8 protein-coding genes are annotated in these 18,327 nt (G+C 42.3%); 7 read left to right on the forward strand and 1 reads right to left on the reverse strand.

Annotated features, from left to right (window positions below):
* Window positions 1–14: 14 nt before the first annotated feature.
* The 6 genes from U2P89_RS06300 (at window position 15) to U2P89_RS06325 (ending at window position 13,342) form a co-directional block, all read left to right on the forward strand.
* Window positions 15–2,723: an alpha-L-rhamnosidase gene (locus U2P89_RS06300; RefSeq protein ID WP_322190952.1), complete on the forward strand. Its 2,709-nt coding sequence runs from the start codon at window positions 15–17 to the stop codon at window positions 2,721–2,723.
* A gap of 107 nt (window positions 2,724–2,830) precedes the next feature.
* Window positions 2,831–5,869, forward strand: a complete 3,039-nt coding sequence (locus tag U2P89_RS06305; RefSeq protein WP_322190953.1) for a glycosyl hydrolase — start codon at window positions 2,831–2,833, stop codon at window positions 5,867–5,869.
* A gap of 29 nt (window positions 5,870–5,898) precedes the next feature.
* Window positions 5,899–7,320: an L-fucose/L-arabinose isomerase family protein gene (locus U2P89_RS06310; protein WP_322190954.1), complete on the forward strand. Its 1,422-nt coding sequence runs from the start codon at window positions 5,899–5,901 to the stop codon at window positions 7,318–7,320.
* Between the two features lie 290 nt (window positions 7,321–7,610).
* Complete coding sequence (locus U2P89_RS06315; protein WP_322190955.1) at window positions 7,611–8,822, forward strand: glycoside hydrolase family 99-like domain-containing protein; 1,212 nt, start codon at window positions 7,611–7,613, stop codon at window positions 8,820–8,822.
* 247 nt (window positions 8,823–9,069) lie between these two features.
* Window positions 9,070–9,990, forward strand: coding sequence for an alpha/beta hydrolase (locus tag U2P89_RS06320; RefSeq protein ID WP_322190956.1), 921 nt, complete (start codon window positions 9,070–9,072; stop codon window positions 9,988–9,990).
* 106 nt (window positions 9,991–10,096) lie between these two features.
* Window positions 10,097–13,342 (forward strand): glycosyl hydrolase, encoded by a 3,246-nt coding sequence (locus tag U2P89_RS06325; RefSeq protein ID WP_322190957.1) that lies wholly within the window; start codon window positions 10,097–10,099, stop codon window positions 13,340–13,342.
* An 85-nt stretch (window positions 13,343–13,427) separates the two neighbouring features.
* On the opposite strand, the gene ilvD is transcribed toward U2P89_RS06325, so the two are convergent.
* Window positions 13,428–15,107, reverse strand: a complete 1,680-nt coding sequence (gene ilvD / locus U2P89_RS06330) for a dihydroxy-acid dehydratase (RefSeq protein WP_092026234.1) — start codon at window positions 15,105–15,107, stop codon at window positions 13,428–13,430.
* Window positions 15,108–15,438: 331 nt separating this feature from the next.
* Between ilvD and U2P89_RS06335 the strand changes: the two genes are divergently transcribed.
* Complete coding sequence (locus U2P89_RS06335) at window positions 15,439–18,138, forward strand: alpha-L-rhamnosidase (RefSeq protein WP_322190958.1); 2,700 nt, start codon at window positions 15,439–15,441, stop codon at window positions 18,136–18,138.
* Window positions 18,139–18,327 lie beyond the last annotated feature (189 nt).

An 18,327-nucleotide genomic window follows, 5' to 3' on the forward strand; every position in this document is an offset into this window, starting at 1 on the left:
TAATCCTACTGAAAATGAATAAATCTCTTTCTTTTATTTTTATTTTCTTTCTGCAAGTTTCTATCGGGATTGCACAGGTAACTTTTAACAACCTAAGATGTGAATATTTTGAAAATCCCTTAGGTATTGATGAGCCTTATCCTCGCTTTACATGGCAACTGGAATCTGAGAAACAGGGAGTATCCCAAAGTGCATATCAATTAATTGTAGGAACAATAGAGTCTGATATTGTTTCCGGAAGAGGTAATATATGGGAATCGGGAACAGTGGATAGTTCAACCATACCTGCTGTCTATCAGGGATCGGGACTATCATCTTTTACTCGTTATTTCTGGCGTGTCAGGATCCGGGATTACAACGAACAATGGTCCGACTGGTCACCAATAGCTTTCTTTGAAACAGGTATGATGCATCAGACAGATTGGAAAGGATCCTGGATCAGCGATGGGCACGGTTTAAATGGTAATAGTATTCATGTGAAAGAGGCTCCTTATTTCAGGAAAGAGTTCAATACGAATAAATCTATCCTTTCAGCACGGGCATATATTGCTGCAGCAGGTTTCTATGAGTTATACATCAACGGGGAAAGGATAGGGGATCATCAGCTTGATCCGATGTTTACCCGGTACGACCGTCGTAATTTATATGTTACATACGACGTGACATCCAATTTACAAAGAGGTGATAATGCCCTTGGTGTAATATTAGGAAATGGATGGTATAATCACCAATCGACAGCTGTCTGGTTTTTTGATCGTGCTCCATGGCGGAACCGCCCTACTTTCTGTATGGATTTGTATATTACTTATGATGATGGATCTGTAGAAACAATCGTCACAGGAACAGACTGGAAAACATCATCCGGAGCTATCATTTTTAATAGTATTTATACTGCTGAACACTACGATGCACGCTTAGAGAAAAATGGATGGAACACTCCCGGCTTCAACGATCAAGAATGGAAGAATGTGATCCATCGGGCAGCTCCGTCCCGGAATATTACCGCACAGACGCTACAACCAATCCGGCATACGGAAGAAATTCAATCAGTTGAGATAAAAAAACTGGATGAATATACCTGGTTATTTGATTTCGGAAGAAATATATCTGGAGTCACAAAGCTGAAAATAAAGGGACCCGAAGGGGCTACTATTCGACTGAAACACGGCGAACTATTGGGAAATGATGGCCGTATCGATATGTCAAATCTCGATGAACATTATCGTCCTACCGATGACACTGACCCTTTCCAGACCGACGTCTTTATTCTTGGAGGTAGAAATTATGAGGAAGAGTTTATGGCTCGCTTTAACTACAAAGGATTCCAATATGTAGAAGTTTCCTCTCCCCACCCGTTGCAGCTATCAGAAGAAAATCTGACAGCTTATTTTATGCATAGTGATGTTCCACCCGCGGGAAAGATCCATACATCAAACAATACTATAAACAAGATGTGGGAAGCTGCAAACGCATCGTATCTTTCCAATTTATTTGGCTACCCTACAGATTGTCCACATCGCGAAAAAAACGGATGGACCGGTGATGGACATATAGCCATTGAAATGGGATTGTATAACTTTGAAGCCATCACCATATATGAAAAATGGCTGGCAGATCACCGTGACGAACAACAACCTAATGGTGTACTTCCGGGTATAATCCCCTCCAGTGGTTGGGGTTATCATTGGGCAAACGGGTTAGACTGGACCAGTAGCCTGATAATTATTCCGTGGAACATTTATCTTTTTTATGGCGACATAAGATTACTGGAACGAAGCTACGACAATATAAAACGGTATTTAGATTACGTTGAGGAGAATTACCCATCAGGATTGACTGACTGGGGTTTAGGAGACTGGATACCGGTAAAATCAAGAGCATCGAAAGAACTAACCTCTTCAATCTATTATTACGTAGATGCAACAATTCTCTCGAAAACGGCGAAACTACTCGGAAAGGAAGAAGATAACAAAAAGTATGGTGCTTTAGCCGACAAAATAAAAGACGCAGTGAACGGGAAATATCTTGATTACGAAACAGGAATATATGGTAGCGGATTACAGACGGAACAAAGTATGGCTTTATACTGGGAATTGGTTCCTGACGAAGTAAAGGATAAAGTCACTGCAAATCTGGTTAAGCGTGTAGAAGCAGATAATAAACATATAGATGTCGGTCTATTAGGCTCTAAAACGATATTGAATGCCCTTAGTGAAAATGGCTTTCCCCAATTGGCATGGGAAGTGGCTTCTCAAGAAAGTTTCCCATCCTGGGGTTGGTGGATTGTAAATGGTGCAACCACTTTTTTTGAAAATTGGCCTATTGAACGAGAACATATTAATTCACTGAACCACATTATGTTTGGCGAAATAAGTGCATGGTTTTACAAAGGGTTAGGTGGAATTTTTCCGGATGAGCAAGAACCCGGATTTAAAAATATTATCCTTAAGCCAAATTTCGTTACCGGACTCAACTCTTTTGAAGCCAGTCACAGGGGACCTTACGGAACAATTACCTCCAGTTGGGTAAAAAAAGGAGAAGTCGTGGAATACAGGACGACCGTGCCAGCCAACAGTTCAGCTCTCCTTCATCTGGAAGGAAAAAGCATTACCGAAAATCTTCGCGCACTGGAAGATAATCCACTCATCGATATGGTAGAATCATTGAACGGACGGTATATACTAAAGTTACAATCTGGAAATTACCGATTTGAGATTCAGTAAAATATTAACGATAATAGAAGTAAGCATCCATGAATAAAAATATTATCATTACACTATTCATCCTATATTGTATTATAGGTTATGCATCACCTCCTCAAACAAGGGAGATGAGATTCGAACAATTAAAGCAGGAGCTGAAAGATCCCTCAAAATCATTTCGTTCAGCGCCTTTATGGGTTTGGAATACGAGAGTGACCCGCAACGACATAGACAGGATGTTGCAGGAATTCAAGGATCAGGGGTTTGGGGGAGCATTTGTACATCCCCGGCCCGGCTTGATTACCGATTATCTTTCGGATGAATGGTTTGAGCTGTATAAATATAGCTTGAAGGTAGGGAAAAAACTGGGTCTGGACATCTGGATCTATGACGAGAACTCTTACCCTAGTGGATTTGCTGGCGGACATGTGCCAGCCCAAATGCCCGAATCATATAATCAGGGACAAGGGCTGAGCCCTGAAAAAATGGAAGTATTACCTAAAAACACAAAAGAATATTTTCTCTGTCTGAAAAAAGAAGGCAGTACTTTTATCGATATTACTTCAACCTTGGATCGCTACAAAAACGTAAAAGGAGAATATTACCTCTATAGTAAAACTTATCATCGCCGTTCTGATTGGCATGGAGGCTATTCATACGTAGACCTGCTATATCCCGGGGTTACCCAAAAGTTTATGGAAGTTACCATGTCAGGTTACGAAAAACATTTTGGAGAAAAATTAGGTACGGAAATCAAAGGAATTTTTACTGATGAACCGGAACTGTCCAGTCCGGGAGGTATACGTTGGACTCCGGATTTGTTTGATGTTTTTGAAAAACAATGGGGTTACGATCTGAAACTTCTATTGCCTTTGTTCAGTGAAACGGAAGGAAACTGGAAACAAGTCCGCCATAACTATATGGAAACATTGACACAGATGTTTATCGACCGCTGGTCTAAACCCTGGTTCGAATATTGTGAAAGGAATAATTTGTATTGGACAGGCCACTACTGGGAACACGGATGGCCCAATATGTCACATGGAGGAGATAACATGGCCATGTATGCCTGGCATCAGATGCCGGGTATTGACATGCTATTCAATCAGTTCAATGACTCACATCCTCAGGCTCAATTCGGTAACGTAAGATCTGTAAAAGAATTAAGCAGTGTAGCCAACCAAATGGGATATGTACGCACTTTAAGTGAAACTTACGGAGGCGGGGGCTGGGATGTAACATTCGAAGACCTGAAAAGATTAGGAGATTGGGAATATGTTTTAGGTGTGAATTTCATGAACCAGCACTTGTCTCATACGACAATTACAGGTGCACGTAAATATGACCACCCACCGGTATTTACATCTCTCTCACCCTGGTGGTCAAACTATAAATCGCAAAATGATTACTTTGCACGCCTCTCTATGTTATTAAGTCAGGGAGAACAAATAAACGATATTCTTATTTTAGAGCCTACAACCACTGTATGGCTTTATTACTCCTATATAGAGAGTGATCCTAAACTTATGGAGATCGGCTCTAACTTTCAAAATTTTATCACAAGACTGGAAAAGAGACAGGTTGAATATGATCTTGGTTCCGAAAACATAATAAAGGATCATGGGGAAATCAATCAAAATTCATTTGTTGTAGGAAAGAGAGCATACAAGAAAGTTGTGATCCCTCCCATGACAGAAAATTTGAATTCAAATACTTTCCGACTATTAAAACAATTCATTGATGCCGGCGGAACCTTAATCTCGTTCTCTACTCCAATTCTAATAGATGGGAAAGAGAGCGCTGAGTTGAAAGATTTTTTCACTAAAAACTCAGACAAGATTAAGCTATATACGGAAGAAGCGACAGAACAGGTAGTCAAAGAATTTTTGCAAAGCGATAAAATCAGTTTTAGCGACATAGCCAGTAACGACCTTTATCATCACAGGAGAAGTTATGATGATGGCCAGCTCATATTTCTTGTCAACTCATCATTGACTGAAACCGCCAAAGGGAAAGTTTCTGTTGAGGGCAGCAAATTGATAGAAATTGATGGAATGTCAGGAGAAATCTTTGGTTATCCATATGCAAGACTGGGGCAATTTGTGGAAGCCGAGTTTATTTTACCTCCTGCCGGAAGTCTTATCCTGTTTTCTGCTACATCTGACGGAAGTGAGTATCCGCAAAAAAATCATATGGGTGATGGTGAACAACTACAGGCTACCGGCCCGTTAGAAATCAACAGAATGCAGGACAACGTACTCAATATTGATTTTTGCCATCTGATAATAGATGATAACGCTGTAAAAAACAGCCATGAAGACAAAAATCTCTATACGGTGGAAGCAAGCCACCATCTTTTCAAACACTTCGGAATGAGTAATCCGTGGCATGCGGCAATACAATATAAGCAAACCATCGTAGAGAGAGATACTTTCAAAACCGGGGATATAAAGGTAAGATATCATTTTATCGTGGCCGGGGATATAGATAAAAGCAGTCTCAGGTTAGTGGCAGAACAACCTGATATATGGAAAGTAAAGATAAACGACAAACCGGTCTCATCTGATCCTCAGCAAAGATGGTTGGATTCCCGCTTTGGCATATATGAAATAGGAGAATATGTGAAGACCGGTGTCAATATTGTTGAACTTGGTGTAGAACCAATGAGCATATATGCTGAAATCGCCCCGGTATATATATTGGGAGATTTCGCATTACAGTCGGCTGCTACAGGATGGATAATACGGGAACCTGCAGAGAAGCTGGAATTGGGAAGCTGGAAAATACAAGGGCAGCCCTACTATTCATGGGATATTTCCTATAGTAAAAATTACACAATAGAAGATACCTCAGTCCACTATACTCTTCAGTTGCAAGAATGGAACGGAACTCTCTCGGAAGTGTATGTGAATGGAGATAAAGTCGGTATAATAGCCTACAAACCATATCAATTCGATTTGTCACCTTATCTGAAGAAAGGCAATAACAAGATAGAGATAAGGGTAATTGGCAGCCTGAAGAATTTGTTAGGTCCTCACTATAACCACGACAAAGGTATAGCCGGTCCATGGCATTGGAACGGTGTACACAGGCAAGATCCCGGAAATGACTACAATTTACTCGATTATGGCTTAATGGAAGACTTTATTATCATCTCTCACAAATAAGAAATATCTCAAAAATAACACACATCATCATGGAAACAGTAAAAATTGGTTTGTTCGGTGTCGGACTGAATACGTATTGGGGGCAATTCGAGGGGCTTCTCGACCGTTTGACCGGATATCAGGGAAGAATAAGAAATAAGATGCAGTCTTATGAAAATATAGAGGTTATTGACTGTGGGATGGTAGATGACATAGACAAAGCCAATGATGCAGCTTTGCTTATGAAGAAAGAAGACGTGGAACTATTATTTATATTTGTTTCCACCTACGCCCTATCTTCCACCCTTATCCCGATTGTCAACCGCCTGAATGTACCAGTCATTCTGCTGAATATGCAACCGTTACCAGCCATAGAATATGACAAGCTTAACAGTATGGGAGACAGAGGAGCTATGACCGGTGAATGGTTAGCAAACTGCCAGGCATGCTCCATTCCTGAATTTTCGTCTGTTTTTAATCGTGGCCATATCAGATACGATATTGTTTCAGGCTATCTGGATGACAATGAAGCCTGGGATGAGATTTCAGAATGGATAACTGCTGCAAGAATTTCCTCGGGAATGAGAAAAAACCGTATGGGGGTGCTTGGCAATTACTATGGAGGAATGGTCGATGTATACTCCGATCTGACATTGCAAAGTATGGTTTTCGGCACACACATCGAAGTACTTGAAATGTGTGAATTGGTCGATATCCGAAAATCTGTGGAGAATGAGGAGATCGAACAGAAAATCAGGGAATTTGAAAGAACCTTTGAAATTGACACCTCCTGCCCTTCATCCGAAATCCAAAGGGCAGCACAAACCTCCGTAGCATTGGACAAGCTGGTTGAAAAGCACAGGCTGGGTTCAATGGCATATTATTATGCAGGTATGAACGGAAACGAATATGAGAACATCATTACCTCTGTTATAGCCGGGAATACGCTGTTAACCGGAAAAAACATACCTATAGCAGGAGAATATGAGATTAAAAATGCCCAGGCTATGAAAATCATGGCATTAATGGGTATTGGCGGCTGTTTTTCTGAATTCTATGCCATGGACTTCAATGACGACATCGTAATGCTCGGACATGACGGCCCTGCTCATTTTATTATCTCGGAAGGGAAAGTTCGCCTGGTTCCTTTGCCCATATACCATGGTAAGCCGGGCAAAGGTCTCTCTATCCAAATGTCAGTGAAACATGGCCCGGTAACCCTGTTATCCGTAGTAGAGGGAAATAATGGCATATCTCTCCTTGCCACTGAAGGAGAATCCGTATCAGGTTCTATCCTAAACATTGGAAATCTGAATAGCAGGTATAAATTCCCCATCTCAGCCAAGGAGTTTATTAAAAAATGGAGTAAGGCCGGGTCTTCCCATCATTGTTCAATAGGGATTGGTCATGTGACGGGTATTTTAAAGAAATATGCTTTTATACTGGATATTCCGATAACGGTCATTACTTGACATCTTATCAAAAAGGATATAAAACATGACTTGTCTGCCTCTATAAAATAATTCAATCAGGTTAGATAGTAGGGCGATTGATTAAAAATCACTCTGTTTATTTTGTAGAAAACTGATATACAATATCAATATCTTAGTTTTATATCATTATTATGGACCTTAAAACAGAAAAATAGTTATTTTTGAGAAATTGAATCGCAAGACCGGAAAATCATTGGCAGAGATTATGATTCTATCTAAGGAAGTGGTACTTAAAAATAACATAAACGACTATATTACAGAAAAATAACATGAAAAAGAATAAAATTGGGATTGGTTTACTAATAATGTTGGGATTTATTTGGGGAAATATCTTCGAAGCTCAATCACAAGTAGTAGATGAGGCAACTAAAAATGAATATTATGTAGCGGCATACATCTGGCCATCCTGTCACGATGATCCATTGGCAAGGGAAAAATTATGGCCTGAAGGTATAGGTGAATGGGAGGTTATAAAAAAAGGAAATCCCAGGTATGAAGGTCATTACCAACCACGTCAACCACTGTGGGGATACGAGTTGGATAACGATCCGGAGGTGGTCGAACGTTGGATAGACGTAGCCGTTGACCACGGTGTGAATGTATTTGTTTATGACTGGTATTGGTATGAAGGGGGGCCATATCTGGAAAGCGCTTTGAATGACGGGTTTCTGAAAGCCAACAACAATCATAAAATGCAGTTCTACATCATGTGGGCCAACCATGATGTAAAACATAACTATTGGAATTATCACCGTTATGGAGATGATGCTTCCATTTTATGGGATGCCAAAGTTGATTGGGAAAATTACAAAATTATTGTGGACAGGGTTATTAACCAATATTTTAAGCAACCCAATTACTTTAAGATCAATGGTGAACCTGTTTTCTCCATTTTTAGCATCGACAAGTTGAAGGAAAGTTTCGGCGGTAGCATAGAAGAAACCCGAAAGGCCCTGGATTATTTCAGGGATGAAGTACAAAAGGCCGGGTTCCCGGGACTCCATATCCAATGGAATCAAGGCGGGGGATCGCTTATGTCGGAAGAAAAAGCCCGGGAGTTTAAAAAAAATGTAGATTCCATGGGGTTTAACAGTGTGGCCATGTATAACATGGGAGGAATGACAGAAGATTATCTTGTCTATGGAGCCAATTCAGTCAAAATACGGGAACAGATGAACGAAATATTAGATGTTCCCGTTTTCCCGTGCGTCTCAATCGGGTGGGATGATACACCTAGATTTCCCAAAAAAGGGATAAAGGATACAGTACATTATCACAATACCCCCAGAAGTTTTGCCATGCTGCTTTCAAAAGCGAAAGAATATGCCGACAGACACCCTGGACAAACAAAACTGATAACAATTAATGCGTGGAACGAATGGGTGGAAGGTAGCTACCTGTTACCGGATATGCTGCATGGATTTGATTATCTGGAGGCTGTAAGAGAAGTTTTTATCGATAAAAAACAGGATAGGTATTAACCAATATACAAAATTTAAAACGACCCCAAAAACTCAGATAAAAACTTTTTGGGGTCGTTTTTTTTGTAGACAACCGATATACAATGTCAAATATCTTAGTTTTATATCATTATTACAGTGCCTTAAAACAGAAAAAGAGTTATTTTTGTGAGATTAAATCGCAAGACTGGAAAATCATTGGCAGAGATTTTGGTTATATCTGAGTAAGAAATCATTCGTCCCAAAACACAATAAACAATATGTTACTATGACAATCTATCGGGATCTGCTTATCACTCTATTTTTGGGGTTGTGCCTTATGGCGAACGGGCAGCAATCTTCTTTGCAACAAACAGAAGAATTTCCACTGTATAATAAAGTGGATGAAATCATTGCAGAAGAGCATGTTTATGACCAAAGGGGCAACCTGATCATGAGTAAAGTAACCAACCCCACATTAACTCCTTTTATCCCGTCAGATGGCAACCAGGCCAAAGCTGCGGTAATCATTTGTCCCGGCGGAGGATACCAGAACCTGCATATCCAACGGGAAGGATTCAGGGTCGCAGAGGCTTTCAGCGAACAGGGTATTGCGGCATTTGTACTCAGATACCGTTTACCGGATGAAGAAATAGTAACGGATAAATCATTTGCACCGTTAAAAGATGCCCAACGTGCCATCCAACTCCTGCGTGAGAATGCGGATCAATGGGATATTGCCCCCGACAAGATCGGTATAATGGGATTTTCGGCCGGTGGGCACCTCGCTTCTTCCGCCGGAGTTCATTATGATTCAATACTCGTTGAGAACAAACGAAATACAAGTCTCAGACCTGACTTTATGATTCTCATTTATCCGGTAATCAGTTTCAACGACAGTATAGGCCACGTAGGGTCAAAAGAGCGTTTACTGGGGCAAAATTGCAATGATGATTTCGTTGAATTCTTTTCAAACGATCTGCATGTGAAGGCCGACACTCCAAAAACCATTCTCTTTCATGCAGGAGATGACACCGTTGTCCCTGTAGAAAACAGTCTGCGTTTTTATAACCAATTACTTAAAAACAAGATACCAGCCGAGATGCATATTTATTCGAAAGGACAACATGGTTTTGGGAATACCCCGTCTTTCGAAGATTGGTTTAATCAATGCATCCATTGGATGAAAGCCGAACAACTCACCCCTTAAACAGGTAAATTATAATCCGGGGAGATAGGAAATCGGAATCAACATGAAAAATTTGGATTATTAAGACAGGTCGAAATTATAACGAAAATAAACCAATATATTGTCAATGAAAATCATCCATTACTTAGCAACAATAATCCTGATTACCGGACTTTCATGTACACAAAACCCGGAAATGAGGTCGAAGCAATTATCGGATACATTGGAGAGCGGATTTATCTCTCCTCCCGATTCCATCCAAACAAGTGTTTATTGGTACTGGATATCGGATAACATCTCCAAAGAAGGGGCTGTAAAAGATTTATACGCTATGAAACAGGCTGGCATTAACCGTGCATTTATCGGGAATATCGGCATAGACGGCCTCCCTTATGGTGAAGTGAAAATGCTCAGCGATGAATGGTGGGAAATTCTACATTTGGCATTAAAAACTGCTACAGAGCTAGGCATTGAAATAGGCATCTTTAATTCTCCCGGATGGAGCCAGTCCGGCGGGCCGTGGATCAAACCGGAAGAGTCCATGAGGTACCTTGCATCTTCCGAAACAATCCTGCAAGGTCCTCAGAAAATTGTACAGCAGTTGAAACAACCGGCAGAATTATTCCAGGACGTAAAAGTAATCGCCTTTCCCTCCATAAAAAATGGGAATAACGATCTAACCCACCGGAACGCCCTTATACAATCGACTCCCTCCGTACCGGGCCTTTCAAATATTACAGATGAAGACACCAAAACAGGGATCCGATTCCCGAATGGAAATGAGTTCCATATCACATTTAAGACTGAACATCCTTTTACGGCAAGAAGTTTAACCATCCGGACAACGGAAACACCATTGCTGGCAAATGCGGTCTTACAGGCAAAACAACAGGACGGAGAATTCCGAACTATTTCCGAATTCAACATTAACCGGTCGAATCCTTCCCTGAATGTAGGCTTTGAACCTTTTGCCCCGGCAGTTATTTCCTTTCCGGCAACAACCGCAACGGAATTCCGGTTAACATTGGCAAGCACCTCTCCTCAGGCGGGATTGGCAGAAGTTAAATTAAGTAGTATCCCCCGTATAGAAAGATACAGCGAGAAAACACTAGCTAAAATGCATCCTACTCCACTCCCCTACTGGGACGCCTATTTATGGCCTTCTCAACCGGAAGCGGACGATAAAGGCCTGGTCATCCAGGAAGACGATATCCTTGATATTACTTCCCATTTATCAACCGAGGGGGTATTGAGTTGGGATGTCCCCGAAGGGGAATGGACCATCTTGCGTATGGGGATGACACCCACGCAAGTGACCAATAGTCCCGCTTCTCCGGAAGCAACGGGATTGGAAGTCGATAAGATGAGCAGGAAGTGGATTGCGGGACATTTCGACCGGTTCATTGGAGAAATAATAAGAAGAATACCCGAAGCGGACCGAAAAGCCTTCAAAGTGGTGGTACAGGACAGCTATGAAACGGGTGGACAAAACTTCACCGATGATTTTCTGACAGAATTCAAAGAAAGATATGGTTACGACCCTGTTCCCTATTTACCGACCTACAAAGGATTTGTGGTGAACAGCCAATTGGAATCGGATCGTTTTTTATGGGATATGAGAAGGATGGTAGCCGATAAAGTCGCCTACGACTATGTGGGTGGACTCAGGGATGTAAGCCATCAACACGGGTTGACCACCTGGTTGGAAAATTACGGACATTGGGGATTCCCGGGTGAGTTCCTGATGTACGGTGGGCAGTCTGACGAAATCGGTGGTGAATTCTGGAGCCAGGGAGAACTGGGAGATATTGAAAATCGTGCTGCCACTTCAGCCGGGCATATATATGGGAAAAATAAAATTTCAGCAGAATCCAATACATCAGGTGGGCCCGCCTATTCACGGCACCCTGCTCTGATGAAACAACGTACCGACCGTTTTTTTGCGGAAGGAATCAACAATACCTTACTCCATGTATATATCATGCAGCCTTACGATGACAAAAGTCCCGGTGTGAATGCATGGTTTGGCAACGAATTCGACCGGAAGAATACATGGTTCTCCCAACTGGATCTATTCACGCAATATCTGAAAAGAACCAACTTCATGTTACAACAGGGGCTCAATGTCGCTGATGTAGCCTACTTCATCGGGGAAGATGCACCCAAAATGACAGGGATCACAGATCCTCCTCTCCCGATAGGTTACCAGTTCGACTACATGAATGCAGAAGTGATTCTGAGAGACATGCAGGTAAAAGATGGAATGCTTACATTACCACACGGCACGCAATACAGGCTACTTGTACTACCGAAATTAGAGACTATGCGTCCGGAAGTGCTCAAAAAGATCAAAAAACTGGTCCATGACGGAGCCGTGGTACTCGGTCCGGCACCCAACCGTTCGCCAAGCCTCCGGAACCAACCTGAAGCCGATGCACAGGTTCGCGAGATGTCCGCAGAACTATGGGGTGAAATTGATGGAGTCAAAGTTACACATAGACAATATGGCAAGGGTAGGATTATGGACGGTCTTACGCTGGAGGAGGTTTTTGGAATGCTCCAACTCCCACCCGATTGTATATTGCCCGAAGACAATTCCATTCATTACGGGCACAGATCAATGGAAGATATTGATATTTATTTTATCTCTAACCAGACTGGTGAGGAGAAGGTTATTCATCCTGAATTCAGGGTAACGGGAAAACAACCTGAACTATGGGAAGCAACTTCGGGATCAATCCGCGTTCTTCCTGCTTTTGAAATAAAAGAGCGTACCACTTCCGTATCCATCAAACTGGCGCCTTATGAAAGTATTTTTGTCGTATTTAGAAATAAGGCTGGAAAAAGTAGCCTAACCGATATTTTGGATAATTACCCTGCACCTGAAATCATCGAGGAATTGAAAGGCCCATGGAGTGTCACCTTTGATTCCTTATTAAGAGGTCCGGCCGAACCGGTGATTTTTGAGACGCTTCAGGATTGGAGCACCTCATCGGATGAGTCAATTAAGTATTACTCGGGGACGGCATATTATACAATCCATTTCTCTGCTCCGGAAGTAAAAGAGAATGAAATAATCGAAATCAATCTGGGTAATCTGACCGCAATGGCAAAAGTGAAAGTTAATGACACCTATGTGGGTGGAGTTTGGACATACCCCTACAAACTCGATATCTCTGATTTAGTAAGGCCTGGAAAAAACGAATTGGAAATCGAATTGGTCAATAACTGGATGAATCGCCTGATCGGGGACCAAAATATCCCTGAAGCGCAGAGGGAGACATGGTGTTTTGTGAATCCATATAATGCACAAAGTAGGTTACAACCATCTGGCCTTTTCGGACCTGTAACCATTCAGTCTGTAAAATATTAATGCGTGAGGCCTTTTGCCTGAATGGGAACACTGCATCTAACAGAAGATTCAATTACCGGTTAATAGCGTGGGAAGAGATCTCCCTCTACTCGTCCGTTACACAACCGTGCGATGCATCTTTTACCAGTTTAGCATACTTGTATAACGCGCCGTTAGTCACTTTTAAACCAGGCTGCTTCCATGCTGCGCGGCGTTTGGCTATTTCTTCATCGGAGATTTTAACATTAATGGTGTTTGCTACTGCATCGATCTCGATAATATCATCGTCGTGAACCAAACCGATTAATCCGCCTTCAAAAGATTCGGGTGTAATGTGCCCCACAACAAATCCGTGGGTGCCGCCGCTAAAGCGCCCATCGGTGATTAAAGCAACCGTTTTACCTAAACCGGCACCAATAATGGCTGAGGTCGGTTTCAGCATTTCAGGCATACCGGGGGCGCCTTTTGGCCCTTCGTTCCGGATGACTACAACATCGCCCGCCTTTACGCGTCCGTTGGCAATCCCCGCGATAAGATCTTTTTCTCCGTCGAATACCCGTGCCGGGCCTTCAAATCTTTCACCTTCCTTGCCGCTGATCTTCGCAACACTCCCCTTCTCGGCAAGATTGCCATATAAAATCTGTAGATGGCCGGTGGGTTTAAGCGGTTTTTCGAGCGGAGCTATTATATCCTGTGTTTCAAAATCCAGGTCGGGAACTCCTGCCAGATTTTCTGCAATTGTCTTGCCGGTTACAGTCAGGCAGTCGCCATGCAGCAATCCTTTTTGCAATAAATATTTCATCACGGCCGGGATACCGCCTTTTTTATGCAAATCTTCCATCAGGTACCTGCCACTGGGTTTAAAATCGGCAAGTACGGGTATTTTATCACTAAAAGCCTGGAAATCATCTAACGACAGCAAAACGTCCACGCTTCGCGCCATAGCTAAAAGATGCAGGACGGCATTGGTGCTTCCACCCAAAAGAATAACAATCGCAATCGCATTTTCAAATGCCTTTCGGGTCATAATGTCGTGCGGCTTAAGGTCTTTCTCCAATAGTAAACGGATATACTTTCCTGCTTCGAGGCATTCTTTTTTTTTCTCTTCACTTACAGCCGGATTACTGCTGCTGTACGGCAAACTCATTCCCATCGCTTCTATGGCGGAGGCCATAGTGTTTGCCGTGTACATACCCCCGCAAGCTCCCGGACCGGGACAACTCCGCCTTACAATTTCTTTAAAATCGCGTTCATTGAGTTTACCGGTAATTTTTTCGCCCAATGCTTCAAAAGCCGATACAATATTTAAATCCTTCCCTTTGTAATGTCCCGGAGCAATGGTTCCTCCATACACCATAAGGGCAGGCCTGTTCAACCGCCCCATGGCTATTAATGAACCTGGCATATTCTTGTCACACCCCGGAACGGCAATAAGAGCGTCATAGTACTGTGCCCCACAGACCGTTTCTATAGAGTCAGCTATCACTTCCCGGCTTACCAGCGAATAACGCATACCATCCGTTCCATTGCTCATTCCATCACTCACCCCGATTGTGTGAAATATCAGTCCAGCCAAACCATTTTCCCACACCCCTTTCTTTATTTCAGCGGCCAAATGGTTCAGATGCATATTACAGGGATTTCCGTCGAAACCCATACTTACAATACCTACCTGGGCTTTTCTTAAATCTTCTTCGGTTAGCCCCAATGCATAGAATTGGGCCTGTGCTGCCGGTTGTGTAGGGTCTTGTGTGATTGTTTTTGAATATTTATTTAAATCTTTCATTTCTTGTCTTGTATATGAAAAACTGTAATCAGTTTTGTTTTCATTCATCCCCATTCATTTTTAGGTTGTCACGGGTTGGATTGCGTGTATGGATATGATTCTAACAAACATCACGCACTTTTGTTGAATTCAGTTAGAATCTAAAAGTCGGTTATTGACAACCTTTTCTAACATAGGAAGGTTTTATGTCATTATATAAGTTTTTAGGATAGAAAAAAATATTTATTTTTGTATAATTGAACTGCATGGCCGGAAAATCATTGACAGTACTTTATGTTGTTTCTGAAAAGAAAATGGTTCATTCCCAAAAACACGATAAAAATATATAATTATGGCAGTTTGTCGCAATCTGTTTACCATCGTTCTTTTACTAACAATTCCAGGTATTATCCTAACCCTCACTTTGGGATGTACCCACTCGGATAGGTTTTCCATATCGGATCTTACCTGTGAAAGTTTAAAAGATCCCCTAGGGGTTAACACGCTTCAACCACGATTTAGCTGGAAAAACAATTCCGACCGGCAGGGAGCAACTCAAACTGCATACCAGATTTTAGTGGCCGACGACATTAAAAAACTGAATGAAAAAGAGGCTTATCTATGGAACTCCGAAAAAACAACCTCCTCATCCAATATCTGGGTTGAGTATGACGGAGAACCGCTCCGATCCGGACAACTTCTATTCTGGAAAGTACGTATATGGGATGAAAACGGGGATGTATCCTCATGGAGCTCCCCGGCACGATTCGGCATCGGACTGCTTGATAAAAATGACTGGACTGCTTCTTATATAGGATATCCCTCTGAAAAAGGATTTTATAGCTCTCCTCAACTCAGGAAAACATTTTCTCTCAGTAGTACGGATAAAAAAGGAACATACCTCTTACATGTAAATTCACTGGGGTATCACGAAGTGTTCATAAACGGAAAAAAGGTAAATGAAGATATTTTGTCGCCTGCAGTATCCCAATTTGATAAACGTTCACTCATCGTCACATATGATGTGACACCTCTCCTTAAAACAGGGAACAACGACCTGATCATCTGGCTGGGAAGCGGCTGGTACACCAATGGGTTGCCGGGGGTTGTAGGCAATGGTCCGGCCGTAAAGGTACAGATGGAACGTGTTCACGAAGGTACAAAAGAAGTTGTGTTACACAGTGATCCTTCCTGGGTAGGAAGAGAAAGCGAATATAGCCGTATCAGCGACTGGATGACGGGAAGATACGGAGGAGAAACCGTTTCCGGTAATCTGGAAACACAGCATATAGTTTTTGAAGCGCCGGATGAATTGAAATGGGGAGAAATTGCGATTGCTGAAATACCGGAACATGAAGTAACTCCTCAGACGGTTGAATCGAACAAAATCAGGGAAACCATACATCCTGCAAAAATAGAAAGACTCAATGACAGTACTTTACTGGTGGATATGGGCAAGTGCCTTACCGGATGGTTCGAAATAACTTTTCCTGATCTGGAAAAATCACAGGAAGTTGTCATGGAGTATGCAGATCATCTGAATAAAAATGGTGAGCTGTCAAAACAAGGGCAAATAGATAAATATATTGCATCAGGTAGTGGAGTAGAATATTTCATCAATAAGTTCAATTATCATGGCTTTCGCTATGTAAAAATCTCTAACCTGAAACAGGTACCCCAATTAACAGATATAAAAGCCCATCTAATTCATACCGATTTTGAAATGGCATCCACATTTGAGTGTTCCGATGATGATCTGAACCGTATCCACGACATGATTTCCTATACGCTCCGTTGCGTAGGGCTTGGCGGGTACTTGGTAGATTGCCCTCAAATAGAAAGACTCGGATATGGAGGGGATGGGAATGCTTCTACCGTAACCGCCCAAACCATGTTTAACCTGGCTCCGCTTTACAGCAACTGGCTTCAGGCGTGGGCGGATGTGATCCGTGAGGACGGGAGTATGCCTCACACGGCACCCAATCCCTACGCCGCGGGAGGAGGCCCCTACTGGTGCGGATTTATCATCTCCGCTTCGTGGAACACCTATCAACATTATGGCGACATACGCGTATTGGAAAAATACTATCCCGTGATGAAGAAGTGGCTGGAATATGAGGATAACCATAGTGTAAACGGATTATTGAAGCGCTGGCCCGACACCAGCTACAGGGCATGGTATCTCGGAGATTGGACCACACCGGAGGGAGTCGGCAATCCCGATCATATCGATGAAAGATCGGTCGACCTGGTAAATAATTGCTACATTTCCGTTTGTTTCGATCAGATGAAGAATATAGCCGGCGTGCTGGGAAAAACGGAAGAGGCAAAATATTATTCCGAAAAGAGAACACAATTAAACAGGACGATACACGGAACTTTCTTTGATGCCCAACAAGGCTGTTATGCTACCGGATCGCAGATCGACCTTATTTTCCCGATGCTTGCCGGAGTGGCTCCTCTAGAACTAAGGGATCAGCTTACCCAAACCTTGAAGGTACGGACGGAAAATGAGTTCAACGGCCACTTGAATACCGGTCTCGTCGGTATACCGATCATGATGGAATGGGCAGTTGCTGCAGATGAGCCTGATTTTATCTATTCCATGTTGAAAAAGAAAACATACCCCGGATATCTGTATATGCTGGAACAGGGAGCAACCACCACTTGGGAGCATTGGAACGGGGAAAGAAGCCGGATCCATAATTGTTATAACGGGGTCGGACAGTGGTTTTACCAGGCTATAGGAGGTATCCGCCCTATTCCGGGGAAAGAAGCATACCGTGAATTTCTGATCGATCCCCAAATCCCGGAAGGAGTCACCTGGGCTAAAACCACACAGGAAACACCGTACGGAAAGATAAGTGTCGACTGGAAACTCTTTGACGAAAAGATGGTTATGGATGTGGAAGTACCGGTTGGTTCGGTCGCAAAACTGGTTTCACCCAAACCAACAACCGGTATCCAAATAAACAAGGAGGTAGTTACGAATCAAACCGACACACTCTCCCTGGAAAGCGGAAAATATTTTATCGAATATTTTTTTGATTGATAAAATACGACTATAATAAAAATATTCTTTCATTTTCCGATAGCCTGTCCGCAATATTTGCAGGCATCATCGCCTTAGGGGGATTACTACTCGGCCTGTTCCTACCCAATGATAAAATGTATTGGATTGCACTCTTTACAAGTAGTTCATTATGTATATTAACACTACTTTTATACTTGAATGTATCTA

The sequence above is a fragment of the Proteiniphilum sp. genome, from assembly GCF_034331125.1.
In the GTDB taxonomy this organism is placed as follows: domain Bacteria; phylum Bacteroidota; class Bacteroidia; order Bacteroidales; family Dysgonomonadaceae; genus Proteiniphilum; species Proteiniphilum saccharofermentans.